This is a genomic window from Salmonella sp. A29-2 (assembly GCF_020150755.1).
GTDB lineage: Bacteria > Pseudomonadota > Gammaproteobacteria > Enterobacterales > Enterobacteriaceae > Salmonella > Salmonella enterica.
Window position 1 is genome coordinate 738,317 of record NZ_CP083731.1, and the last position, 25,513, is coordinate 763,829.

Below are 25,513 nucleotides of genomic sequence, written 5' to 3' on the forward strand. Positions count from 1 at the left end.
TATTGAGGTGTATGATTATGTCGACCTCTGTCCGGTTAGTGTCACAGAGCAGACAATCAGAGCGAAATCACGCCAGGCTGCTCAGGCGGTCTTGTTTTGAGGTAAGTGCATGAGCAAAGGAACCACCAGTCAGGATGCCCCCTTCGGGACATTATTGGGTTACGCCCCCGGCGGCGTAGCGATCTACTCTTCAGATTACAATTCCCTCGATCCGTGGGACGACGACGACGCAGCTTTTCGTAGCTACATCGACGATGAATACATGGGGCATAAATGGCAGTGCGTGGAATTTGCCCGCCGTTTTCTCTTTCTGAATTATGGCGTTGTTTTTACTGACGTCGGCATGGCCTGGGAAATCTTCTCGCTGCGTTTTCTGCGCGAGGTCGTGAATGACAATATTTTGCCTTTGCAGGCCTTCCCGAACGGTTCGCCGCGCGCGCCGGAGGCTGGGGCGCTGCTCATCTGGCAAAAGGGCGGCGAGTTTAACGAAACCGGGCACGTCGCGATTATCACCCAACTCCTGGATAACAAAATTCGTATTGCTGAGCAAAACGTTATCCACACGCCATTGCCGCCAGGGCAGCAGTGGACTCGCGAACTGGAAATGGTCGTAGAAAACGGGTGTTACACCCTGCGCGACACCTTTGATGACACGACGATTTTAGGCTGGATGATCCAGACCGACGACACGCAAAACAGTTTGTCACAGCCTGACATCGCGAATCAGTCGCTGGCGATTCGCGGCGCAAGACTGCCAGAGAAAGGTCAGTTTGACGGTCAGTGGCTGGATGAGCGCGATCCGTTACAAAAAGCCTATGTACAGGCGAACGGACACGTTATCAATCAGGACCCGTATCAGTATTTTACCATCACCGAGAGCGCTGAACAGGAGCTTATCAAAGCGACCAATGAGTTGCATTTGATGTACCTGCACGCCACGGACAAAGTTTTAAAAGACGATAATCTGCTGGCACTATTCGATATCCCCAAAATTCTTTGGCCGCGCCTGCGCCTCTCCTGGCAGCGCCGTCGTCACCATATGATCACCGGTCGTATGGATTTCTGCATGGATGAACGCGGGCTGAAAGTCTATGAATACAATGCCGATTCCGCATCATGCCATACCGAAGCGGGATTAATTCTCGAAAAATGGGCTGAGCAGGGCTATACCGGTAAAGGGCATAACCCGGCAGAGGGCTTAATTAACGAGCTGGCAGGCGCCTGGAAACACAGTAAAGCGCGTCCTTTCGTCCATATCATGCAGGATGATGATATCGAGGAGGACTATCACGCGCAGTTTATGCAGCAGGCGCTGCATCAGGCCGGTTTCGCGAGCAAAATTCTCCGCGGGCTGGGCGAGTTGCGCTGGGATGACGCCGGGCAGTTGATTGATGGCGACGGACGGCTGGTGAATTGTGTCTGGAAAACCTGGGCGTGGGAAACGGCGATGGAGCAGATACGCGAAGTCAGCGAGACGGAGTATGCCGCAGTGCCTATTCGTACCGGGCACCCGGAAAATGAAGTCCGGCTGATTGATGTATTACTGCGCCCGGAAGTGTTGGTGTTTGAACCGCTGTGGACGGTGATCCCGGGTAACAAAGCGATCCTGCCCATCCTGTGGTCGCTCTTCCCGCATCATCGCTATTTGCTCGACACGGATTTTACCGTTAACGATGAGCTGGTGCAGACCGGCTATGCGGTAAAACCGATTGCCGGACGTTGCGGTAGTAATATTGATTTGGTGAGCCATCAGGAAGAGCTCCTGGATAAAACCAGCGGCAAGTTCGCCACGCAGAAAAATATCTATCAGCAGTTGTGGTGCCTGCCGAAGGTCGCCGGGAAGTATATTCAGGTCTGTACGTTTACCGTGGGCGGTAACTACGGCGGTACGTGCCTGCGCGGCGATGATTCATTAGTCATTAAAAAAGAGAGCGATATTGAACCGTTAATCGTCATCAAAGCGTAACGGGGTCATTCTCGTCGGGATATCGGCGTGGGTGCCGATATCCCGCCTGTTGTGTTTACCAACGAGCGGCTGTCAGCTTGCCATTTACTGGTAACATATGAGAAATAATATCACAAATAATTCTTAACTTTTCTGACGCAGGCGGTGACGCTCGCCGCGTTGGCGCATCCGTTTCCTGATTTTCGACTAATCGATACTTTTTGCGGCTGGTTACGCCGCCCCCCTCCCTTTGGATTTAGGTCATGCCTGTTTGGCTGGTAAACGGACAGCATAATATATTGACGAGTTTAAATGATATTGTTAGTCATATAAAAAGTTTACGTTAGGTTATTTTTCTATTGCAAAAGTTTGCGTTTAAACCCTGTCTGCAATGTTCGGGGCGAGATATAGATACACCTAAGTAAATGCAGTTAATTATTATTCAGCTATTGTTGTCAGCCTTGTAAATAATATTTCAGTATAAAGCGAAGCGACTTCCATCATGACTATTAATGGTATTGTTGAATAGTTTACCTTGTAATTATTTAAGTTTGGTGGACGTTTTGTCTTATTCTGGTGAGCGTATGGTTATGGCAGATGACAGCCGATTTTTCATTATGTTAGCATGAGTTGATAATACTTTATCCAGGCATAGATCAGGATGTCCACATATAATAAGGAGAATGGTATATGTTTAAAAAAGTATTAGGCTTGCGCCACTGGAATAATAATGTTGTAAAAATACCGCCGCCAGCAGCAGAATCTGGCGCTAATGCGTCTGACGTGGTGGTGGATACTCCTGAGCCTTATGAGCGGATACTGTGTCAAAAAATTCTGATGGGGATTTCGACGATCGATATCATTCGTAATGCCATCATTAAGTCCTGTGAGCAGCTCAACATTGAAAAAGAACGCATTAATGAACTTAACGAACAGAATGATAAAGCCAGAAGTTCATTAAAATCGCTCGTGGAATTTATCACCGAAATTGGCACGACTTCATCGGATATTGGCTGTCGTATGGGCGACTTAAACACCTCCTTAACACAAATTAATGCGTGTATTAAAGAGATACAGAAGATCGCTAACCAGACCAATTTGATAGCGATTAACTCCGCGATCGAGGCCGCGCGCGTAGGGGATGCCGGGCGTGGCTTTAGCGTTATTTCGAAAGAGGTGAAAAACCTGTCCGAAGATGTTAAACACAGTTCGAAAAGCGTCAGTACGTTAACCTCTGTAATCAAAGATAATACGGCCAGAGTGAGTGAGGTGCTGGATAACCAACAGCCGGTTATTGATAATATTACGACTAACATAAATCAAATTGTGGAGTCTATTGGCATCGTCATCGATAAATCGCTGAGCATGAAATCGGTCATGCAGTACATCTCTACGGTGCAGTTTTTGAATATTGTCAAAGTTGACCATGTTATCTGGAAAATGGAAGTCTACAAATTACTCTTAAATAAAGACATAAACAGTAAAATAACGATGCACGATCAGTGTCGGCTGGGGAAATGGTACTACGGTTTTGAAGGGCAGCAGTTTAGCAATTACTACAGTTTCCGTAGTCTGGAAGCGCCGCATAAAGAGGTGCATACCGCTGGTCACTCTGCGCTGAACTATTTTGCCGCAGGCGATATGAATGCGATGTCGCAAGAACTCGACAGAATGGAGCGATCCAGTAATGAGGTGGTTAACCAGCTGGAAATGCTGGCTGTCGATTTGTTAAAAGAAACCACAGTGTGAAGTCATGAGTTATTACCGTATAACCAACAGGAGCCATCATCAACAGGACTGATGTATCACACTTTCTGCACTGGAGTTATTCCGGACAGAGAAAAGAAGCATGACGCAGAAGATGGCTGTGTTTGTTTACCCGAATCACTTACCTTAGTAAGTGATTCGGGATTAATCAGCAACCTCTTTGCTTTTGATCGGCGGCCAGACTTTGGCTGGAAAAGTGCGTTACTGCTAAATTTCTCACTCTCTTACCGCCTTCCTGCCCCTCGAAATACCTGAGACCTGTGCTCACAGATTAATAGCGATTATTTAATCGTGAAATAACGCTGGGCATTATTGAAGCAGATATCCTGAACCATACGGCTTAGCATCGCTTCATCATCAGGAATCTCTCCGTCCTGCGCCCACTGTCCCAGCAGGTTACAGAGAATACGACGGAAATATTCATGTCGCGTATAAGAAAGGAAACTGCGGGAGTCGGTCAGCATCCCGACAAACTGACTTAACAGTCCCATTTGCGACAGTTGCTCCAGTTGGCGCAGCATCCCGTCTTTCTGATCGTTAAACCACCAGCCGGAACCAAACTGCACTTTTCCGGCAATTCCCGGCCCCTGGAAGTTACCGATCATGGTCGCCAGGACTTCGTTATCACGTGGGTTCAGGCAATAGAGGATAGTCTTGGGCAGTTCATTAGTCACATCCATACTGTCGAGCAAACGGGAGAGCGCCCAGCTAATGTTATTATCGCCAATGGAGTCAAAGCCGGTATCCGGCCCCAGCAGGCGGAACATCCGGGTATTATTATTACGGATCGCGCCAATATGTAGCTGCATCACCCAGCCGCGCGCGGCGTACTGGCGGCCCAGCCAGACCAGCACCGCCGTGGTAAACTGGGCGATCTCAAGTTCGCTCAGCGTTTCGCCAGCCAGACGTTTGCCCAGAATGGCGTCAAGCTGCGCGTCGTCGGGCACCGGCGCAAATCGCAGCGTTTCAATGCCATGATCGGACGCGCGGCAGCCGCAGGCGGCGAAATGGTCGAGACGGCGAGTGAGCGCCTGACGTAAATCGTCGAAACGGGTAATGCTGACATCTGCCGCCGCTTCCAGTTTCCTCAGGTAATCGACAAAGCCGTCCAGTTCGATTTTGAAAACTTTGTCGGGGCGCCAGCTTGGCGCGACTTCAATATCAATGCTGTCGTCGGCGGCTATCTGGCGGTGATATTCCAGAGAATCTATCGGGTCGTCGGTGGTTCCGACCATCCGCACATTCATCTGCTGCATAATACCGCGCGCGGAAAAGGCCGGCGTCGCCAGTTTCTCATTACACTGCGTCCAGATACTTTCCGCGGTATCCGGTCCGAACAGCGTACCTGTAATACCAAATGGACGGCGTAGTTCAAGGTGCGTCCAGTGATACAGCGGATTGCCCAGCGTTTTTGGTACGGTATTGGCCCAGGCCATATATTTTTCATAATCGCTGGTCTCTTTGCCGGTGATCAGCGACTCATCCACGCCTGCGCTTCGTAGCGCTCGCCATTTATAGTGGTCGCCTTCCAGCCAGATCTGACCGAGGTTATCGAAACGGCGATCGTCGGCGATTTCCTGCGGACTTAAATGGCAGTGGAAGTCATAAATCGGCATGGGCGCGGCGTATTTATGGTACAGCGTGCGGGCAATGTCGTTTTTAAGTAGAAAATCTTCAGTCATAAACGTAGCCATGATTTATCTCCTTACTTAGCCAGCGCTTCTACCGTGGCTTTCGCGCCGTTCTGCAATAGCTGTTGGTAAGCGTCGGTAACGGCTTGCACAAATTCGTGGTTCTTCGGCAGGTCGTTGCCAAAGATAGACTCGATGGCCAGTAGCCCGCGAACGCGTTCTTCCGGCGTCTGATATTGCTGATGAATCGCCTGATACTGTGCAAGCAGCGGATCGACGACATCAATGGTTTTACCTTGTTCATCGACACCGCCGACGTAACGCATCCATCCGGCGACGCCCAGCGTCAGGCGGCGATAGTCATCGCCCTGTTGCAAGTGCAGACGTACCGGGTCCAACAGACGCTGCGGCAGTTTCTGACTGCCATCCATCGCGATCTGCCAGGTGCGGTGTTTCAACGAGGGGTTAGTGAAACGCGCAATCAACAAATTCGCATACCCTTCCAGATCGGTGCCTTCCGGCATTGATAACGTCGGCGCTTGTTCATCAAGCATCAGCGCCAGCGCCGCGCGACGGTAAGCCGGGTTGGTCATGGTATCGGCGATAGTGTCATACCCGCCGAGATAACCCAGATAGGCGAGGAAAGAGTGACTGCCGTTAAGCATACGCAGCTTCATCATTTCAAACGGTACGACATCTGCAACGAATTGCGCGCCGACGGTGTCCCAGTCCGGGCGACCATTCACAAAGTTATCTTCGATGACCCACTGGCGGAAGGGTTCGCAGGCGATAGCGCAAGGATCATAAACCCCTAACTGGTCGGCAACCAGTTGTAGCGTCTCTTCGGTCGCCGCCGGAACAATGCGGTCAACCATGGTGCAGGGGAAGGTCACATTGTCGGCAATCCATGCGGCGAGGGCGGCATCGCGAGCTTTTGCCAGGCCGAGGACGGCAGCCTTCGCGACGTGACCATTCTCGCGTACGTTATCACACGACAGCACGGTAAAAGCTTTCAGTCCTTGCTCCCGGCGCATGTTTAGCGCTTCGACAATATAGCCAATGGCGGATTTAGGCTGCTGTGGATGGGCAAGATCGTTTTGGATCAGCGGGTTATTGACATCAAGCTCGCCGCTGGCGGGGTCGGTGCAGTAGCCTTTTTCGGTCACGGTTAAGGAGACGATGGCGGTTTCCGGGCGCGCCATTGCCGCCAGAATCCCTGCATGGCCGTCGAATTCAGGGTGCAGCGCTTCTTTCATTGAACCGATAATTTTCAGTTCGGTGCTTTCTGCGCCGCGTTCTGCAACGGTGTACAGCAGATTTTGCGCTTTCAGGTTCGCGATCAGCCGCGCGTCGTTACCCGGCATCAGGTTCACTTCACAAATGCCCCAGTCGCTGTCGCTCTTTTCCAGTAGATGATGGGTAAAGAGCGCCTGGTGCGCGCGGTGAAACGCCCCGCAGCCCAGATGCACAATACGGGATACCAGACGTGATTTGTCCCAGTTTGGGCGGGCGACGGAAACCTGGGCGGTGGCGATATTCTGTTCCATTGCAAACTCCTGTCATTCGACGTCTTCGCCCGCGATCTCCGGGGCGAGGCATGTTGCTATTGCATTGAGTAGGGGAAATCGCATGACGCGTCGCGCCATGCGAAAGAAGGTTATTTGCTAAAGAAAGCGCGCTGGATAGCCAGTTCGACGCCGCGGACTTCCGCAAGCCCTTTCAGACGGCCAATGGCGGAATAACCCGGATTCGTTTTCTTCTTCAGATCGTCCAGCATCTGATGACCGTGGTCCGGGCGCATTGGGATCAGATCGTCGCTACCTTCGGCTTTACGACGGTGCTCTTCTTCCACAATCGCTTTAACGACTTCATACATATCCACATCGCCGTGCAAATGGGCGGCCTCGTGGAAGGTCTTCGGATTCTCTTCGCGCAGCGTAGAACGCAGATGCGTAAAGTAGATGCGCGGACCAAATTGCTTGATCATATCAACCAGATCGTTGTCAGCGCGCACGCCGTAAGATCCGGTACACATGGTGAAGCCGTTCGCCATGCTATTAACGGTTTCCACCATCCATTGCATGTCTTCAATAGTAGAGACAATGCGCGGCAGGCCGAGAATAGGGCGCGGCGGATCGTCAGGGTGAACGGCCATACGCACGCCAACCTCGTCGGCAACCGGAATAATGGCTTTCAGGAAATAGGCAAAATGTTCACGCAGTTTTGCTTTATCGATATCTTTATACGTCGCCAGGTGTTGACGGAACTGATCCAGCGTATAGCCTTCTTCCGCGCCAGGTAAACCGGCAATAATGTTGCGGGTCAGACGTGCTTTGTCTTCCTCGCTCATGGTGGCGAAACGCCGCTCTGCCTGAGCAATCTCTTCTGCCGTATAGTCGGCTTCTGCTCCCGGACGCTTCAGGATGTGCAGTTCGAACGCGGCGAATTCAATCTGGTCAAAACGCAACGCTTTTGAACCATCCGGCAATACGTATTCCAGATCCGTACGTGTCCAGTCCAGCACCGGCATAAAGTTATAACAAACCGTATAGATACCGCATTGCGCCAGGTTACGCAGCGTTTGCTGGTAGTTTTTGATCCATAAATCGTACTGACCGGTGTGGGTTTTGATGTCTTCGTGGATAGGTACGCTCTCTACCACCGACCACTCCAGACCCGCCTCTTCAACGATTGCTTTACGTTTCTGGATCTCGTCTACCGACCAAATTTCTCCATTCGGGATATGGTGTAACGCCGTTACCACGCCGGTTGCGCCAGCCTGGCGTACATCTGACAGCGTTACCGGGTCGTTAGGTCCGTACCAGCGCCAGGTTTGTTTCATATCTCGTTTCCTCTTCTTGCGATAACGTCTTCGTGGTTGACCCATTGCCAGCCAACATCGAAACGTGCTTTGTAAACCCGTTCTGCCCCCTAAATTCAACCAAAATTTTTCTCATGTCAACCTTGTTGTCTAAATTGGCTAACCAAATCACAAATATCATCATTCACGGTCTGCCAATTTTATTTATTTGATCTGTGTCAATTTTTGCTGGGTGAAAAGCATTCACCATTCAACTTGAAATGAGCTGATGTATTTATTTCAAGAATATTAATGGCGGGAGTTGCCGCCAGATTTTGACCGGTCCGGATGAGAAAATATTGATTGGTCAACCAATTTTGTGATTTCTGTTTTCCCGCTACAGGTCAGACGGCGCGGAGCTAATGTTTTTTAACGAGGCTTTATCATGAAGATGACAAAATTAAGATGGTGGATTATCGGCCTGGTCTGCGTAGGGACCATCGTAAACTACCTGTCCCGTAGCTCGCTTAGCGTTGCGGCGCCAGCGATGATGAAAGAACTCCATTTTGATGAGCAACAATATTCCTGGGTGGTGAGCGCCTTCCAGCTTTGTTACACCATTGCGCAGCCGATCACCGGCTATTTGATGGATGTCATCGGACTGAAAATCGGCTTCTTTATCTTTGCCTTGTTGTGGTCGCTGATCAACATGGCGCACGCGCTGGCCGGCGGCTGGATAAGTCTGGCATTTCTGCGTGGTCTGATGGGGCTGACCGAAGCGTCAGCGATTCCGGCCGGGATTAAAGCCAGCGCCGAATGGTTCCCGACGAAAGAACGCGGTATTGCGGGGGGGCTGTTTAATATCGGTACTTCGATTGGCGCGATGCTGGCGCCGCCGCTGGTGGTCTGGGCGATGCTGACCTTTGCTGATAGCGGCATCGGTACTGAAATGGCGTTTGTGATTACCGGTGGGATCGGCGTGCTGTTCGCCATCACCTGGTTCCTGATTTATAACTCGCCAAATAAACACCCGTGGATCACCCACAAAGAGCTGCGTTATATCGAAGACGGCCAGGAAAGCTATCTCCAGGACGATAACAAAAAACCGGCCGTTAAAGAGATCGTTAAAAAGCGTAACTTCTGGGCGTTGGCGATTACCCGTTTTCTGGCTGACCCGGCATGGGGAACGCTGAGTTTCTGGATGCCGCTGTATCTGATTAACGTGATGCATCTGCCGTTAAAAGAGATCGCCATGTTTGCCTGGCTGCCATTCCTGGCGGCGGACTTTGGCTGCGTTGCAGGCGGTTTCCTGGCGAAGTTCTTCATGGAAAAGATGCACATGACCACGATCAATGCGCGTCGTTGTAGCTTTACCATCGGCGCTGTTTTGATGATTTCGATCGGTTTTGTCAGCATTACGACTAACCCGTATGTCGCCATTGCATTGATGAGTATTGGCGGTTTTGCGCACCAGACGCTGTCTACCGTCGTGATTACCATGAGCGCTGACCTGTTCAAGAAAAATGAGGTCGCGACGGTTGCCGGTCTGGCAGGATCTGCGGCATGGATGGGACAGTTAAGCTTCAACCTGTTTATGGGGGCATTGGTCGCTATTATCGGTTACGGCCCGTTCTTCATTGCACTCAGTCTGTTCGATATTATCGGCGCCATCATCCTGTGGGTACTGATTAAAGATCCGGAAAAGCACCACCCGCCAATGACGGAACAGCCGCTGGCGTCTCACCGCTAAAGCTGCCTCGGTTTCACTGGCCTGATAAGCGAAGCGCTACCGGGTTCTAACGGCCACCTTCGGGTGGCCGTCTTCATTACCCTTATCGGTAAAAATACGCGTTGGTTTTATACCAGCGCGTTATCATTTAGTTTGCCTGATTATTTTCAGATGCTGAAAATAATATTGTGGTAAGGGTTATTGTTTTTCGCCTGGATTTTTATCGACTCTCTGTCTCGCTGCGATCATCGATAAAGTCCCCTTTATGTAAATAAAGGTTCAATGCTTCTACTCTTTTCTCCATATATTTTGCGCAGCTTCACAAAAAATAACCTGATGTCGTAATGTCCACTCCCTAATATTCTCCATGCGCTATACGTTAATTTAAGTTTAAATTTCATGCCGGGGATATCACGATGTCACGTAATTTTACTGTTTCAGCCTGTCAGTATATTGTTACCGAAATAAACACTTTTGAAGATTTCATAACAAAGGTAAGGATACTTCTTAATAAAAGTCAGGGGGCTGATGTCGTTATCTTCCCGGAGCTATTTACCATTGAGTTATTTACATTATTGAAAAAATGGCAAGAAAGACCCATTTCACACCTAACTTTAATTGATCAGTTTACGGATGCCTATAAGCAGCTTTTTCAACAGGAAGCGAAAGAAAGAGGACAGTTCATTATTGCTGGCTCTCATCTGGAGCAGACTGGAGCAGATCGCTATGAGAATGTTGCGCATATATGGGGACCCGATGGCGAACATTATGCTCACAGTAAGACGCATATCTTCCCGGCTGAACGGGGTTGGTATACTCAGGAAGGCGATAAAATGGCTGTTTTTCAACTGCCATTTGCAAAGGTGGGTTTTAATATTTGTTATGAAGCAGAAATACCGGAGTGTGCCGCGACGCTGGCGGAACAGGGTGCGGAGTTAATTTTAACGCCTTCCGCTACGTTTACTGAACAGGGATTTTGGCGAGTCAGACATTGTTGCCACGCACGTTGTATTGAAAATCAAATTTATCTTGTTCACTGTTGCCTGGGCGGAAACCCGGGTGGACCACTGCCAGGCTGCTGGGCCCGAAGTTCAATTTTAAGCCCCTGTGATGTCGTGTGGAAAAATCCACAAGGTATTATCGCAGAGGCGCACGTCAATCAAGAGGATGTCATTTCAGGAGAAATTAACCTCGATGTTCTATATGAAAATAGACTTGGGGGGGCAGCAACAACGTTCAAGGACAGACGCAGAAAAGCAGGCATATATAATATCTGGCCATCACACATTAAATAACAGAATGTGTCCCTTCTATGTATTAGCTGGAGGTCGTTATGGGATATTTAAAATTACCTGAGGGTAAAAGGATTGCGGTCAATCTTGGTGTTGATGTAGATGCTCAGTCTTTATGGCTGGGCGGATTTAATCGACCGTCGCCATCCTTTATGTCACGAGGAGAGTTTGGTGCACAAGTTGGCGTACCAAGGCTTCTCAAATTGTTTAAAGAAAATAATATCAAAACCACCTTTTTTATTCCCGGACACACTGTAGACACCTTCCCGGAAATCAGTAAAGCGATTTTTGATGCCGGGCATGAAATCGCTCACCATGGCTACTATCATGAAAATCCGACTCTGGTGAATCGTGATACAGAACGCCGACTTATGGATCTGGCGTTCGCCTGTTATAAAAGACATTTCGGCATACGCCCTGTGGGATACCGTTCTCCCTATTGGGATTATAGCGAGAATACGCTGGATCTTCTGGAGGAGGCCGGTTTTCTCTATGACAGTAGCCTGATGGCGAGAGATCTTGTGCCTTACCATCCTCAACGTTGGCAGGTGAATTGGGAGACGGGAAATATCGCAGGCCCGGCCAGCGCGATTCTGGAAATTCCTGTTAGCTGGTATCTGGATGATTTTCCCGCACTGGCGTATACCGGCAACCAGGAGGGGATGAGCGATACTGACGGTGTTCTGCGACGCTGGAAGGATATTTTTACCTATGCTTATAACCATCAGGAAAACGGTTTATATGCGATGGCTCTTCATCCGCAGATAATCGGTCATGGGCATCATATGATGATGTTGTCACGTTTGATTGAACATATTAAAGGGCATGATGGCGTATGGTTTGCAACCTGTGAAGAGATAGCCAGTGTCTGGGTGGATGACGAAGAGGATCGACAAAAAATGCTCCGTCCTGATGTTCGTGGCGTAGCGCCGGTTCCGGATGATTATGGCTGGCCAGGCAAATGATATCACCTCATGACAATGTTAATATCAGTCGGGTAACGGATTACCCGGGCAGAAGTTACCTGTTTGCCCGCTTGTTAATGTATATTGTCCATCAGAAAGGGAGACTATCCCGGGACGTATAAAATCTTTTTTATTTCGGTCAAAACGTTAATCAACGAGAATAGTTTGTTTTTTGATTTAAATCATTTTTTAGTGTTCCCAGGAAAATAAGCAAATAACATTTATAATGTGAGCATTAAGAAAAATAAAATTTCCATAGTGATTAATTTTTATGTAACGCTTTGATTTTTAATGTTTTTGTATGTGTTAATTGATGTAAATCAATTTGTATTTTTTTATTAAATAAGTAAAAATTAAGTTGATATTTGCTTTTTGATGTGTTTTTTATATAGCTGATTATTATTCTGAAATGTCAATTTTTTGAATAATGACGCTGTGATACCGGCACCAGGGATACTTTGCGATAAAAGGGATTGAATATGGCAGAGAGCATTCAGTATAACCTCAATTGTATTTGGCCACAGCGGGCCAAAACCCTCTATTGCATTGCAACCAGCGGAATAACGTTTATCAGACGTGGGTAAACGTTGGCAAAATCCCTGCAAACCTGGCGCTTTTCACGCTGTGTTTTTTGGTAGTTGCGCTTTTAATAAGAGTCACAAGCGTTGGCCGCTGGTATTCGTCTGGCTGCTGAACTGCCACCTGATCAACAAGGAGATAAATCATGGATGCGATTTTTTTAAAGCTCGACAATATCAAAGGCGAAAGCCAGGTTGAAGGCTTTGAAGATCAGATAGAGATCATGTCTTATAGCCACAATGTGGCAATGCAGGTAAATAACGATGTTAGCCTCACTGAGCGGACTTCCGGGCGTGCGCATGTTGGTGAAATGTCGCTCACCAAATTTGTCGACCTCGCCACGCCTGTGCTCAATGAGTACTGCTGTAGCGGGAGGCTAATTAGAACCGCGGTGCTGACGTTGTGCCGCAATGACGACGGCAAAATGCGGTCGCTTATCGTTTATACCCTGACAAACGTGCTGATATCACAACTCAGTGTTAGCGGCGGCGCCGGCGGTAAGCCGGTGGAAACGATGTCGCTGAACTTCACGAAAATCAAATGGCAAATCACTGCCGAGAAATCAGACGGCGCTCAACAGGAGTCCAGAACGTCAGTATGGGATCTGGCGATGGACCAGATAGGGAAATGATGATGACGCCAACCATTCCGGTCGCGCTATTCGACAGGCTCTTGGTTGAGGGGATAAGCCCACATGAATTGGTACGACGCAAGTTAATGTGTTTATTCAACTCTTGCGCCGTGCCAGGTGGCGAGACATTACCGCCGCTGCTCACTCGGGGTATGCCGGAATGGCACGAGGTGAATGTGGGTGACAAACGGGTTCTCAACTGGTTTTGCCGTGAGCTTCGCGCTGCTATTTTACGTTATGAACCGAGCATCAACATGCTGAAAGTCAGTGTAAAAGATGCCTATCATCAGACGCTGGCGTTGTCTTTGGAAGCGATGTTACAGGATGAGTCTGAACCGTTAAGACTGGAGATAGCCTACTCTAACGGTAGATGGCGCTAGTAATGCAGAAAAGAACGCCGGGCCGGGAGTTTTACATTACCCCAAAAGCAATAAAACGCAGCGAGCGAATCTGATAATCAGGCAGGCAGTCCACCTTTCGGTATGGTTGATCTGCCTGCATCATTTTCAGGATGGTTAATAACGGACCATGACAGATTTAAGTTCGGTATAGTCATCAATAAACGCGCTGCCAAATTCACGACCAATGCCCGATCCTTTCATCCCTCCAAAGGGTACCGCGGGATCGAGAAAGGTATGCATATTGACCCACACCATGCCAGCATCAATATCTTCAGCGTAGCGTAATGCCTTAGACATATTTTCCGACCACACACTTGCTGCAAGGCCAAATGGCGAAGCGTTGATATGCGAAAGCGCCTCTTTTTCATTCTGATAACCGATAAAGCTACAGACAGGGCCAAAGGTCTCCTCGTGCATCAGCGTACTGTTTTTACTACGCACTTTTACCGCCGTCGGCTGTAAAAAGTACCCTTCGCCGGGTAAAGTTTCCCCGCCGTAAACAATGGTATCCCCTTCTTCCTGTGCGCGTTGAATCAGACGCAGCACTTTTTCAAGCTGAACCTGATTCGCCAGCGGGCCCATCACCGTTTTTTCATCTAAAGGCGAGCCGGGCACGATCTCCGATAACCGTTGCCTGAGGAGCGTCATGACCGTATCCAGTTTTTCCTGGGGCAGATAAAAACGCTCTGCGGCAGCACAAATCTGTCCTTGATTCAGATAACCGGCTTCAAGAATACCGTTGACCATGGCTTGTGCCGAGAGATCATTGAGAAACAGCGCCGCATTTTTCCCTCCCAGTTCGAGGGTAACGCGTTTTCCTGACGATGTTGCCGAACGCCGGACTTTCTCACCTGTCGCAACTGACCCGGTGAAACTCACTTTGGCGCAATCTGGATGCGCGATCAGCTGTTGCGCTATCTCACCGCCAGCACCGTTTACCACGTTAATTACGCCATCAGGGAAACCAGCCTCTTTAGCCAGTTCAGCGACTCGCAGCAGTGTCAGCGGGGTATATTCACTTGGTTTAATGACGATGGTGCAGCCACATACCAGCGCTGCGGCCAGCTTCCAGATAGCAATCATAATTGAGAAATTCCACGGCACAATACCGACGACCACGCCAATGGGTTGGCGTTGGGTAAACGCTGTGTATCTCTCTTCTCCCATTGATGGCAGGGAGACATTCAGCGTTTCACCGGTTATTTTTCCTGCCCAACCGGCAAAGTAACGCAGGAAGGCCACTGACTGATCGAGTTCAAGACCGCGCGACAGCATAATCGTTTTACCTGAACAGACGCTTTCCAGTTGAGCTAACTCTTCACGATGAGCGGCAAGAGTATCAGCCAGTTTCAGCAGTAATGCGCCGCGTTGTAACGTTGGCATTTTACGCCAGACATCAAACGCCCGTCTGGCGCTCTGCATGGCCTGTTCTGCCTGCGCAGGGGTTGCCGACACAACGTCGGCGATGATTTTGCCGGTGGCTGGGTTAGTGACCGAGAAGTTCGTGCCGTTTCCGGCCTGACGTTCACCTGCAATAAATTGTCCGTGTCGTTGGCGTAAAAAAGTCGTTACTTCGGCAAGTAATGTCACGTCGCTCATCAGAAGTGCCTGTAGGTCAGGAATGTACGTTTTTCCATCTCAACATACTTGCCTGGAACTGAATATCGTTCCAAAGAACGTCATTCTTCCGGACGATATTTTGTAAAACGTTACCGTGCTGTGATAGCGGTCTTAGTCAAGCGTGATGACAAGGTAACGCGATGAATACAAAAATCGATGCGTTGAATTACTACGGCGCGACGAAAAAATACCCGTTGCATTTTCCTGCTCTGCAAGACGATATTGATGCCGATGTGGTGATCATTGGCGGTGGCTTTTCAGGCATCAATACCGCGCTGGAACTGGCGGAGCAGGGGATCACTAATGTTGTCGTTCTGGAAGCCCGCCATCTTGGGTATGGCGGCACCGGGCGAAACGGCGGTCAGGTGATGGCCGGTATAGGTCACGACATCGAAGCCGTTAAAAAATATGTAGGCGCAGCGGGAATGGAGACGCTGTTTAAAATCTCGAACCTCGGCGCAGGCATTATTCGGGAGCGAATTCGTAAATACCATATTGATGCTGATTTTGTCCCCGGATATGGTTATCTGGCCTACAACCAGCGGCAGTTAAAAACGCTGCAACAATGGGAAAAAGAATTCAAAGCCGCCACGCCGGAAGACGATATTGAACTCTATACCGGTAAAGACGTGCAGCAGGTTATTGGTTCCGACGTCTACTGCGGTGTTCTCAAGCATATGGGGGGAGGGCATGTCCACTCGCTGAATTTATTGCTGGGCTCCGCTCAGGCTGCGAATTCGCTGGGGGTGAAGATATTCGAATATTCACCTGTGGTTGAGGTCAGTTACGGTAAGACAGTACAGGTACGTACTGCGATGGGCAGCGTAAAAGCGGCCAAATTGCTGTGGGCCTGTGATAGTTTTCTCAATAATCTGGAACCAGAAATTTATAAGAAAACGCTGGTTACTTATTCTTATCAGGTCTCTACAGAACCTCTCTCCAGCGAGCTTGTTGAGCGGATCAGTCCCTTGCGCGGGGCTTTTAGCGATATCCGCCCGGTGATAAATTACTACCGTCTCACAAAAGAAAACCGTCTGCTGTTTGGCAGCGCCACAAGGTTTCTTGAATATACCCCGCACGATTTTGCTGCCTGGAACCGCACTCTGTTGACGGAGGTCTTCCCTTATTTGAAAGACGTTAAAATCGATTTTGCCTGGGGCGGACCGATGGCCTGTAGCGCGAATCTGTTTCCGCAGATTGGCACGCTTCGTGAACACAATAATGTTTTTTATGTTCAGGGTTATTCCGGATTTGGCGTCACGCCTTCCCATATTGTATGCAAAATCCTGGCCGAAGGAATAAATGGCGGTTCCGAGCGGTATCGTCTGATGAGTAGCATTCCCCACGCGACAATTTATGGTCGCGACAGTCTACGTCTATTGCTGGTCAGTGCGGGAAAACTGATACATCAAACAGCCGGTTTCTGGAAAGGCCGGAATTAACCAGGAGAACATTAATGCACGCTTTTAAACTCAATCAACCTGTTCCTGAATTACAGCCAGTCGGGAGTGTCAGCCTGTTAGGGGCGTTGCCAACAGAAGGCGATCCCCAGGTCGCCGTTGCGATGATTTATGGTAAACCTGAGGACGTATTTACCTGTGGACTGTTTTCATCGACCCGCGGCGGTTTCACGATGATTTATCCCTTTACCGAGCACGCAACCGTGCTGGAAGGGGAAGTGGAACTCACTGTTGCGGGTCAGGAACCGATACGTTTTTCACCGGGCGATAGTTGGTTTGTTGAACAGGGAACCGAAGTGGCATGGAAAGTTTTAACGCCCCGTTTTGTAAAACATTATCTGGCAAACGTTGAAAGCCATAAACAGGGTTGAACCCTTTAATTGTTCGTCAGTAGCGTTGGCATCACTGGGGAGAATAACGCGCTCCCCACTTGCTATTAGCGCATGCGGGGACGGCGTCACAACGTTATTTACCGTTATCCCTCTTCAGGACGATACCTGTTAGATGCGCTGCCTGCCATAAATAAGCGTTATTCCGGAGCGGTAATTTATTGTTGTAATAATAGTGAAGAGGTTGACCATGTTTAAAAACAGACTTGCCAGCCATCTTGAACGTGGCGTTATTGGTTTCCCCACGACGCTTGCCAGCTCCGTCGGGCTGATTATGGCAAGCCCGGTGATCCTGACCGTGACCAGTGGTTTTGGCTCAGGGGGAGATACCTTTGCCCTTGCGGTATTACTGGCATTTATTATGATGCAAGCGCAGATTACCACCTTTGCCGAAGCGGCAACGCTTATTCCCACGACTGGCTCCGTCTACGACTATATTTCCTGCGGGATGGGGCGTTTTTTCGCTATCACCGGTGCGCTTTGCGCTTACCTGATCGTACACATTTTTGCCGGCACGGCAGAAACGATTCTCGCTGGCGTCATGGCGCTGGTGAACTTTGAGTCCGTTAGCGAACACGTGGCCATGCAGCACAATACCTGGATGGTTGGCGTCGGCATGGTAGTGGTTTTCGGGTTACTGAATGCCATTGGTGTTGAAGTATTTGGCAAGGTGGAAGTATTTCTTACTTTCGGTATGTGGACTACCCTGACCATCTTCGGTTTATGCGGGATCCTGTTATCCCCGGTCACTCATCATTCCGGGTGGTTTGGCGCACCGCTTGATGTCAGTAATCTTTCTGGTCTGTTTGGTTATATTGGCATGGCGATGTTTATGTTCGTCGGTTGTGAACTGGTAACGCCAATGGCGCCGGAAATTAAAAAAGCGCATCGTACGATTCCCAGAGCGATGGCGCTTGGCCTTTTAGCGGTGGCAGGTTGTATGTTCCTCTATGGCGCTGCGATTAACCGGCAGGTAAATAATGTGGTGGTCGATGCGGCAAACCATATCTTTTTACTGGATACGCCGATGGCTATTCCCGCCTTTGCCAATCGTGTCATGGGACATGCCGGGCAATACTGGCTGGGCGTGGGGTTGTTGTTAGCGGGATGTGCGACGATTAATACGCTAATGGCGGCAGTACCGCGTATTATATACGGCATGGCGCTGGACGGCGCTTTGCCGCGGTTTCTGACCTGGTTGCACCCCCGCTTTAAAACACCGGTCATCGCCATCGCATTCGGTGTTGCGATTCCCTGTTTACATGCCTGGTATCTGAACGGTGATATCGACCACATTGTTCCGCTGATCCTCGCTGCGGTCTGCGCCTGGGGAGTAGCTTATCTGCTGGTAACGTTATCGGTCGTTATCTTACGTATTCGGCGCCCCGATTTACCACGCGCTTACCGGGCCCCCTGGTTTCCCTTACCTCAGATTATTTCGAGCGTGGGTATTATTATCGCCATTATTAATATCGCGCCTCCAGGAATGAACAGTCGGGATGTACTTATACCATTCGGTATTATGCTTGGATTGACTGCCGCCTATGCCTTATTCTGGACATTATGTGTGCAACGGGTTAATCCTTTCCTCCCGCTTCCGGTAGAAGAGGTCGTGGAACGGGCGATGGGCAATTATGAAAAGCGAAACAATGAAGAGATGACGCCAGATGTCCTCCGTCCCCTGGTTTAAGAGCACATTAATGAACATGGTGTTACGTGATTTGAGCGGCTGGCGTTGTGAAAAATTGACCGAACATAGCGCCGTGCTGCATCTGAATGCATTTACCCAGGTTATCTGCCATGTTCAGCAAAAACGGTTATTCATGGCCAGTATTCACAGTTGTGAATTCAGGGTGAAAGGCGCAATCAATTATCCTTTGCAGGGCAAAATTCGCGCTCATCAGCCCGGATGGCTGAAACGTTATCCCGTCATTTTTACTGGCAGTAAAAGTACCGCCGGGCTGATTAACTATCTTAATCGTTTCCCCAATTTACAACAGGCTCTGAGTGAACTGGATTATCGTCGGTTTACGCTGGTTTTACATCATAAGGAATGGTATTGCGGCATTGAGCTATGGGCTGCTAGCGAAGTGGTTTGTAAAATGCCGCCGCTGCGCCGTTATCTGCGGCTTGAGCGGCACCAGCGTGTTCTTCTGCTTAGTGTGATAAATATGATCAATCAGGCCATGAATCAATGGCTGCAACAGGATACCGACGCCAGATAATATGACATTTTATTGAGGCATCAGCTCAGAGAGTGGTATTAATTCAGGCATATATGACACATGGGGAAAAGACCCGCAATTGACGCGGGTTAAAAAGAACGCTTTCACATATGCTGTAAATATTGTACCGAGGACATTCTGGTTCGGGAAACCAGTTCCGTGCGATTTATCACTTCTGTTTTAGCAAAAATATTACGTAAATGCGTTTTCACTGTTGAGAGAGAAATATTCAACTGACGGGCAATCAATTTGTTGCTGGCCCCTTCGCAGACCATTCCCACAATTTCACGCTCTTTGGCGGTCAATATTGACGTCAGATTGTTGTCTTCCTGAAGAGAATCATGAATTGCCAGTCCCAGTAATGGTTGTACTGCCTGGGCTCGCAAACGCTCTTCGCTGGAAAAAGGTATATCGCGCATTAATGAAATGCCCGCGATAATACGATGGCCCCGACGAATAAAGATCTCAATCATGTCGCACACATGATTAGGTAGCATAAATTCATGATAATAATGGCGATGACGAGCACAGATGCCGGGCGTCATCGTCGCTACGGTAACAACCTGTTGGCCGAACCGGGAAGGCGATAGCGGGTCTAATGGTTGAAAATGCTCCAGATATTGTTGGTGTGTGCTATTAGAAATATTATGTAAAACATAGGCTTCCGGCTTTAAATAAGCATTAACACGATAAAAAACCGCCGACGACAGAGGAATGAGTTGCGCAATGCTCTGTAAGCAATGGAGAGTGATCCCGTCATTATGGCCAGTAGTTGATAAGGCTGACATGTTATCTCCTTCCATCCGGATGAGCGCGCCGGGACGCAGTAAAATAGTGGTATGTTGAAACATACAATTTACATTCGGTTAACACAATCATTCATATGTTAATAATGTGACGCGTGTTGCGGTATTTTTTATAACCGATTGAAAATAAATGCTTTTAATTTAAATCCTGTCTGGTTTTCTAAAAAATAATTAAAAATTATTAATATAATTTTTTTCTGTCGCGGTTGACTCATCTCCTGAAAATGCCGTGGGTTCTCGCCCTTCAGGACGATATTATTTTGAGACGCCTGTTCTATGATTTTCTGTAATAGTGCAGGTTAACAGAGACTTAATTTCTGGTTCAGACAGGATTTGCTAAATAACGTTTCAATAGCGTCATGCGCTATGCAGAAAACCGGGGTTTTTACCCACAAAAAGCGGTGGTTGCCAGTATATTTTAATGAACAGTAGTGAACATGAATATTGGAATAACTTGTTGAGTTTATAAAAAACGGACGCCGTAGGGCGTCCGCATCTGAATGGTTGGTGCCCGGACTCGGAGAAGTCCTTTGGGCTAATGGACTGTTAAAGCTATTTTTGACCGTTTATCAAGACCACCACAAAACTAACCCTTACAGAATTATCTACATGATTTTCCCGGTGTGGGTTTGATTCCTGCCACTGTCTGATAATTGTTGAACCAGTTCTTCTGTATAGGGTATCAGCAGAGCAGGCTTTCGAAATTTGACATCCAGCAAGAATCGGTGTGAGACACTCACGGTTTTTTCCTGCCGTCTATTCATCATTGAAAAATGATAGTATTTTTATGAGAATAAGAGCCAAAAATATAGAGGCGCCTATATAAATCCCTCGTTCTGTCCAGGTATCCAGACGAAATAACCAATAGACACATAAAAAAACAAGTAGCCCGCCAATAATTGACGCGAGAGCGCCAATGATTTTTTTGAGCATATATTTAAAAGTACCTTCATTATATTTCATGGTTTTTCTTTTTGTGTCGCCATTTAAAAAATCTGATAATACGTTTCACCATTTGATAGAATACATATATAAATAGGAAAGGGCATAAAAATACAGAAAAACGCGCAATTATATTTCTAATGGGTTTTTCTGCTACCTGATAGCAAACCGGCTCTCTTAGGATAGTATCATTTTGGGGGGCCGTTTTCTGTGACCAATGTTGAAAATGTAATCTCATTAGTGTTTAAACTATTGTGTATATTTTTTACTTCCCCGGATATAGGCAAGCACTGGAAACCATAATTATCATATCGTGGTTCACCATTAATAGCATCAATTCTATCATATACTATTAATCTTTTCCCGCATTAAGTGCGGGGGGATGGTAATCTGTGAACTGATCCTTCAACTCATCAAAAGTTCGATTTATTCAACAAAGCCGAAGATAACCCGTCTTTATCGATCATTACGTAGTAATGGAAACGGTGTGGAGGGGCGCACCTCTTTTTCATATCTAAGGGACGCCGTAGTGGCGTCCCTTAATTATTTACATAATCCCTTTTCTGACCAGAGGAGTATTAACCCACTCATGAGCTTCTTTACTTATCTCAACATCCGGAGCGCATTGTGCCAGTAGTCCGAAAAATGAATTACAGGGCTATTTCTAAGATACACTTCCTTCGGTTTTCTGTAAAACCAATACCGAGGTAGCCTGAGAAAAATATGTATATGCATTTTCTCATCAATAATTAACGCATATTAAAACGATCATAATGGAAGGCTTTCTCTGATATCCCGTACTTTTGTAGTCCGGATAATAGACTTTTCGCAAAGCCTGCGGGTCCGCAAAACCAGACGTGAACGTTTTGGCTATTATCGCTTTCCATCATAATATGTTTGGCTTCCAGTTTCATCCTGGCATCGATACGGTGTAAAGTCACACCTGCCGCTGTACATAACAAATCGAGATTTACAGGGTACTGCAAATCATCATGCTGACCAACGCAATACCATAAATCAATAGGGCAGAGTGGGTGGCCTGAGTTTTTTAAATATTCCAGCTGAGATATAAAAGGAGTGATACCGATCCCTCCCGCAACCCAGACCTGACGCTCAGATTGAATATTAAAGTCTAAATAACCCCAGGGGCCCTCAACAATCACGTCCTGTCCAATTTTTAATTCTTTCTTTAGTGAATGTGTATGATCCCCTAATGCTTTAATGGCAAAACGCAAGTGTTTTTTATCCTGGTAATAAGAGGCTATAGTGAATGGGTGTGCCTCTGCATCATGTTGAAATGTTAAAAATGAAAACTGCCCTGGTGTATGCAATAGAGGGGTGTCAGTATGTAGAGTTATTTCTATAATATCATTTGGGTAATAGTCGATGTTTGTGATGATCGCAACGAGTTTGTTTTTATAAGCAATCATATTAAATAGCGAAAGGCCGGCAGCATAAATACCAGGGATACTCACTATTACCAGCAGAATGCCCGCAGGTGAATTCCACCAATATGTTTTAAATAGAACGGTAAAAATATGGAAAGCAGTAGCCAGGTAAAAAACAGGAAACAGACGATGTATAAAATGGAAAATGTTATAAGGGATTTTTTTTACAAGAGAAACCAGCACCAACCCTATCATCAGGTATGTAGACCATTCAGCAGCTAACAATCCTGCATAGATCAGTTGAGATTGCCATGAGCTTATCTGAACACTTCCCAGTGATCCTGGATGAGCAAGCCAGCCATTTTGCACCAGCCAGTGAGGTATTTTTTCGTCCAGCCAGTGCGCCAGCGTAAAGACTGTTGCGATAATACCAGCTTGTTTGTGTAAACCCCACGATTTATCCAGACCTTTCAGAATTCGATTCAACCAGGGTGAACGCAAAATCAGACACATAGCTAATGTCATAAAACACCATGCGACGCACCCACTAAAAAAGAGAAAGTTTTGCCGAAACAGCCAAAAGATTTTAGATGTTTCGGCGTGGAATATTTCACCTGATAAGACAAAAATAAGACTTGCTGTGAGTAATGTTAAGCTACTCACAAAATACGTTATTTTCATAATGGCCTGTTTTTTTAGCAGGCACGGGCAATTACCCGTGTCCTGGATAATAATTACGATTGATTGTAATTGTGATTATTTATAAAGAATAGCGGTGGCGTGTGATTGATTATCGATATGAAATGAAGTGATTCGATAATAATGAGCACCTGACGCTTCAGTTTTATTCTGAAGGAGTTGTATGATGCTTTCAGGATTTGTATTTATGGATGATACACTAACATGAGCAACTTCTTTCATGTCTGTTTCTGGATGACTAATTTCTGTTGCAGCAATGGATGTCTGCCCAAATAAAGAGAGTAAGAAAAAAGAGATGACAATTTTTTTACTGATATTCATAAGAATTCCTTTCATATTAATAAACTTATCGATTAAAAGCATGAGCCAGCATACAGGGAATTTGCGCCAGCGAGTTTTTTTCTGCCAGAGATCTGCCTGGTACGGTTTTATCCACTCCTTCGGTGGGCAATATATGGACGTTAGTGATCCCCATCAAATTTAACGTTGACCGCAGATAGCTTTCCTGATGATCCAATTCCCGATGCCTGGTATCTGAATAAATTCCACCACGCGTGGAGACAATAAATGCTGGCCTGTCGGCCAGTAACCCCGTTGCACCCGTAGAGGTAAAACGAAATGTCAGACCAGCCTGGCAAACCTGATCTATCCAGGTTTTCAGACCCGAAGAGACAGAGTGGTTAATCATCGGTGCACCTATTACTAATATATCGCAGAGGCTCAACTCCGCGATCGCGTTTCTGATACCCTCCACTTCACTTTGCGTTTGTGCGTCTGTAGACATTAACTTTCCCCCAAGCACCAGAAATGTCTCTTCGCGTAAGTGGGGTGGCGGTGTCCGTCCGAGATCGCGGTATGTCACGCTGGCATTCGGAAAGCGCTGGCAGATAGCTTTTGTCAGCGCCAGGCTCAGCTTTCGTGAGCTGGAGTTGCAGAGCATAGGGCTGCTGTCAATGTGGAGGATCTTCATGGTGTTCGTCTCATTTAAAACGTGTGGCTAGTTTAACCGTTCTTAAAATGATGTTTAAATAGACGAAATTGAACTTCATTGTTGCGATAAAAGAACAATCATGATTGACTGGAATGATTACTGGTATTTTGCCCTGATTGCAGAAGAAGGAAGCTACAGCCGGGCGGCAATACGTGCGCAAGTGTCCAAATCGGTGCTAAGTCGGCGGATGTCGGCATTAGAGGAACAGCTTGGTGTACATCTGATTCAGCGGACAACCCGACGCCTTGCGCTGACCAAAGTCGGCGAGCAATTTGCGCAGGAGTGTCAGACGCTGGTAAATCAAAGTGAGCGAGCCCGCGCTGTTGTTCAGGCGGTACAGGAGTATCCACAGGGGACATTACGGATCAGTGCGCCGGTATTCATGGCAGAAACGTGGCTGGGAGCGCTCATCAACGAATTTATTGCCCGTTGGCCGCTGGCAAATGTGCAGCTCCTTGCTGTCAATCGCCCGGTGGATATGATTGCAGAAGGCATTGATATTGCGCTATCAGTAAGTTCAGGGGCATTGCCTGATTCTTCATTGCACTACAAAAAAATCAATACGCTATACGATATTCTGGTTGCCAGCCCCCAGTGGGTCGAGCAACATCCTGATTTAAAGACCATTGGAGATCTTCACAGGGCTCCGGCAATGGTGAGACTGGCCGACGGTCGTATGCAATCGTGGCATTTAATCAATGGGAGTCAGGAAATCACCCTGTCACTTTCCCCCCGTTTGTATTCCAATAATCTGCGGGTTCTGTTACAGGCAGTCGCTGGCGGCAATGGTGTGGCTTTGTTACCTTTTCCGGCCTGCAAGGAAGAATTGCAAAACGGGGGGCTGGTACAACTTTTCCCCGAGTGGTCTGGCCAGCCAAGACAGATTTATGCACTATTCCCAGCGAACAAAGGGATGCCCGCAGTTGCACGCTATTTTATGGACGAGTTAACCATGCGGCAGGAGAAACTAAATTCAGGACATTAAAAAGGTTAATTCATAGCGGCAGGAAACTGTCGCCGTGTTGTTGTAACAAATGACCAAATATGACTGTGGCAGATAATCCCGGCTTAGATATTCTGCAATCAGTTCATAAGTCTTAAATATACGCTATGTTGCCGGGCATAAATATAGGGCGCAACGTCCCCCTCGCGGCTCACGTCCAGATAATCTGACCACCACTGCATCATCTCCATACGCGCCTCCATGTACATACGCCGCCCGCACGCCGTTGCGCTCCTTGACGCTCACTGGC

Annotated in this window: 20 protein-coding genes; 12 read left to right on the forward strand and 8 right to left on the reverse strand. The window is 47.8% G+C overall.

What is annotated here, in order from left to right:
- The first annotated feature begins 109 nt into the window (after nt 1-109).
- Together gss and K8W53_RS03615 are read left to right on the forward strand one after the other, a co-directional pair.
- Entirely contained in the window at nt 110-1,966 is a 1,857-nt protein-coding gene (gene gss, locus K8W53_RS03610; RefSeq protein ID WP_023223865.1) for a bifunctional glutathionylspermidine amidase/synthase, read from the forward strand.
- Nucleotides 1,967-2,635: 669 nt separating this feature from the next.
- Complete coding sequence (locus K8W53_RS03615; RefSeq protein ID WP_000475247.1) at nt 2,636-3,694, forward strand: methyl-accepting chemotaxis protein; 1,059 nt, start codon at nt 2,636-2,638, stop codon at nt 3,692-3,694.
- Between the two features lie 299 nt (nt 3,695-3,993).
- Here the strand turns inward: K8W53_RS03615 and uxaC are convergent, their stop codons facing one another.
- From uxaC to uxuA, 3 genes are all read right to left on the reverse strand, one after another.
- On the reverse strand, nt 3,994-5,406 hold the full coding sequence (gene uxaC / locus K8W53_RS03620) for a glucuronate isomerase (protein WP_000190182.1): 1,413 nt from the start codon (nt 5,404-5,406) through the stop codon (nt 3,994-3,996).
- An 11-nt stretch (nt 5,407-5,417) separates the two neighbouring features.
- Nucleotides 5,418-6,890 (reverse strand): fructuronate reductase, encoded by a 1,473-nt coding sequence (locus K8W53_RS03625; RefSeq protein ID WP_000437132.1) that lies wholly within the window; start codon nt 6,888-6,890, stop codon nt 5,418-5,420.
- A gap of 110 nt (nt 6,891-7,000) precedes the next feature.
- Nucleotides 7,001-8,185, reverse strand: coding sequence for a mannonate dehydratase (gene uxuA / locus K8W53_RS03630; protein ID WP_000815487.1), 1,185 nt, complete (start codon nt 8,183-8,185; stop codon nt 7,001-7,003).
- A gap of 403 nt (nt 8,186-8,588) precedes the next feature.
- Between uxuA and K8W53_RS03635 the strand changes: the two genes are divergently transcribed.
- The 5 genes from K8W53_RS03635 to iraD all read left to right on the forward strand — a co-directional run bounded on the left by K8W53_RS03635 (nt 8,589) and on the right by iraD (nt 13,719).
- Nucleotides 8,589-9,893, forward strand: coding sequence for an MFS transporter (locus tag K8W53_RS03635; RefSeq protein ID WP_000784371.1), 1,305 nt, complete (start codon nt 8,589-8,591; stop codon nt 9,891-9,893).
- 395 nt (nt 9,894-10,288) lie between these two features.
- Complete coding sequence (locus K8W53_RS03640; protein ID WP_000089254.1) at nt 10,289-11,167, forward strand: carbon-nitrogen hydrolase family protein; 879 nt, start codon at nt 10,289-10,291, stop codon at nt 11,165-11,167.
- Nucleotides 11,168-11,205: 38 nt separating this feature from the next.
- A complete protein-coding gene (locus K8W53_RS03645; protein WP_000540892.1) occupies nt 11,206-12,129 on the forward strand; it encodes a polysaccharide deacetylase family protein in 924 nt (307 codons plus the stop codon).
- Nucleotides 12,130-12,853: 724 nt separating this feature from the next.
- Entirely contained in the window at nt 12,854-13,339 is a 486-nt protein-coding gene (locus K8W53_RS03650; RefSeq protein WP_000338757.1) for an Hcp family type VI secretion system effector, read from the forward strand.
- On the forward strand, nt 13,339-13,719 hold the full coding sequence (gene iraD / locus K8W53_RS03655; RefSeq protein WP_023205443.1) for an anti-adapter protein IraD: 381 nt from the start codon (nt 13,339-13,341) through the stop codon (nt 13,717-13,719). The genes K8W53_RS03650 and iraD overlap by 1 nt, the downstream gene beginning before the upstream one ends.
- Before the next feature lie 135 nt (nt 13,720-13,854).
- On the opposite strand, the gene K8W53_RS03660 is transcribed toward iraD, so the two are convergent.
- Entirely contained in the window at nt 13,855-15,339 is a 1,485-nt protein-coding gene (locus K8W53_RS03660) for an NAD-dependent phenylacetaldehyde dehydrogenase (RefSeq protein WP_023223867.1), read from the reverse strand.
- Between the two features lie 161 nt (nt 15,340-15,500).
- On the opposite strand from K8W53_RS03660, the gene K8W53_RS03665 reads away from it, so the two are divergent.
- The 4 genes from K8W53_RS03665 (at nt 15,501) to K8W53_RS03680 (ending at nt 19,434) form a co-directional block, all read left to right on the forward strand.
- Nucleotides 15,501-16,802 (forward strand): NAD(P)/FAD-dependent oxidoreductase, encoded by a 1,302-nt coding sequence (locus K8W53_RS03665; protein WP_048590248.1) that lies wholly within the window; start codon nt 15,501-15,503, stop codon nt 16,800-16,802.
- Between the two features lie 14 nt (nt 16,803-16,816).
- The gene (locus tag K8W53_RS03670; RefSeq protein ID WP_000542984.1) at nt 16,817-17,191 is read left to right on the forward strand and encodes a cupin domain-containing protein; all 375 of its coding nucleotides are present in this window, start codon (nt 16,817-16,819) and stop codon (nt 17,189-17,191) included.
- A 208-nt stretch (nt 17,192-17,399) separates the two neighbouring features.
- Nucleotides 17,400-18,899 (forward strand): APC family permease, encoded by a 1,500-nt coding sequence (locus K8W53_RS03675; RefSeq protein ID WP_000475956.1) that lies wholly within the window; start codon nt 17,400-17,402, stop codon nt 18,897-18,899.
- Nucleotides 18,877-19,434: a DUF3156 family protein gene (locus K8W53_RS03680; RefSeq protein ID WP_001729076.1), complete on the forward strand. Its 558-nt coding sequence runs from the start codon at nt 18,877-18,879 to the stop codon at nt 19,432-19,434. The genes K8W53_RS03675 and K8W53_RS03680 overlap by 23 nt, the downstream gene beginning before the upstream one ends.
- 104 nt (nt 19,435-19,538) lie before the next feature.
- On the opposite strand, the gene K8W53_RS03685 is transcribed toward K8W53_RS03680, so the two are convergent.
- The 4 genes from K8W53_RS03685 to K8W53_RS03700 all read right to left on the reverse strand — a co-directional run bounded on the left by K8W53_RS03685 (nt 19,539) and on the right by K8W53_RS03700 (nt 24,239).
- Nucleotides 19,539-20,222, reverse strand: a complete 684-nt coding sequence (locus K8W53_RS03685; RefSeq protein WP_017441068.1) for a helix-turn-helix transcriptional regulator — start codon at nt 20,220-20,222, stop codon at nt 19,539-19,541.
- A gap of 1,709 nt (nt 20,223-21,931) precedes the next feature.
- Nucleotides 21,932-23,251 (reverse strand): ferric reductase-like transmembrane domain-containing protein, encoded by a 1,320-nt coding sequence (locus tag K8W53_RS03690; RefSeq protein ID WP_052939279.1) that lies wholly within the window; start codon nt 23,249-23,251, stop codon nt 21,932-21,934.
- 75 nt (nt 23,252-23,326) lie between these two features.
- The gene (locus K8W53_RS03695; protein ID WP_017441072.1) at nt 23,327-23,590 is read right to left on the reverse strand and encodes a YdgH/BhsA/McbA-like domain containing protein; all 264 of its coding nucleotides are present in this window, start codon (nt 23,588-23,590) and stop codon (nt 23,327-23,329) included.
- Between the two features lie 25 nt (nt 23,591-23,615).
- Nucleotides 23,616-24,239, reverse strand: coding sequence for an FMN-dependent NADH-azoreductase (locus K8W53_RS03700; protein ID WP_000697438.1), 624 nt, complete (start codon nt 24,237-24,239; stop codon nt 23,616-23,618).
- A gap of 100 nt (nt 24,240-24,339) precedes the next feature.
- Between K8W53_RS03700 and K8W53_RS03705 the strand changes: the two genes are divergently transcribed.
- Complete coding sequence (locus K8W53_RS03705; protein WP_000568121.1) at nt 24,340-25,245, forward strand: LysR family transcriptional regulator; 906 nt, start codon at nt 24,340-24,342, stop codon at nt 25,243-25,245.
- Nucleotides 25,246-25,513 lie beyond the last annotated feature (268 nt).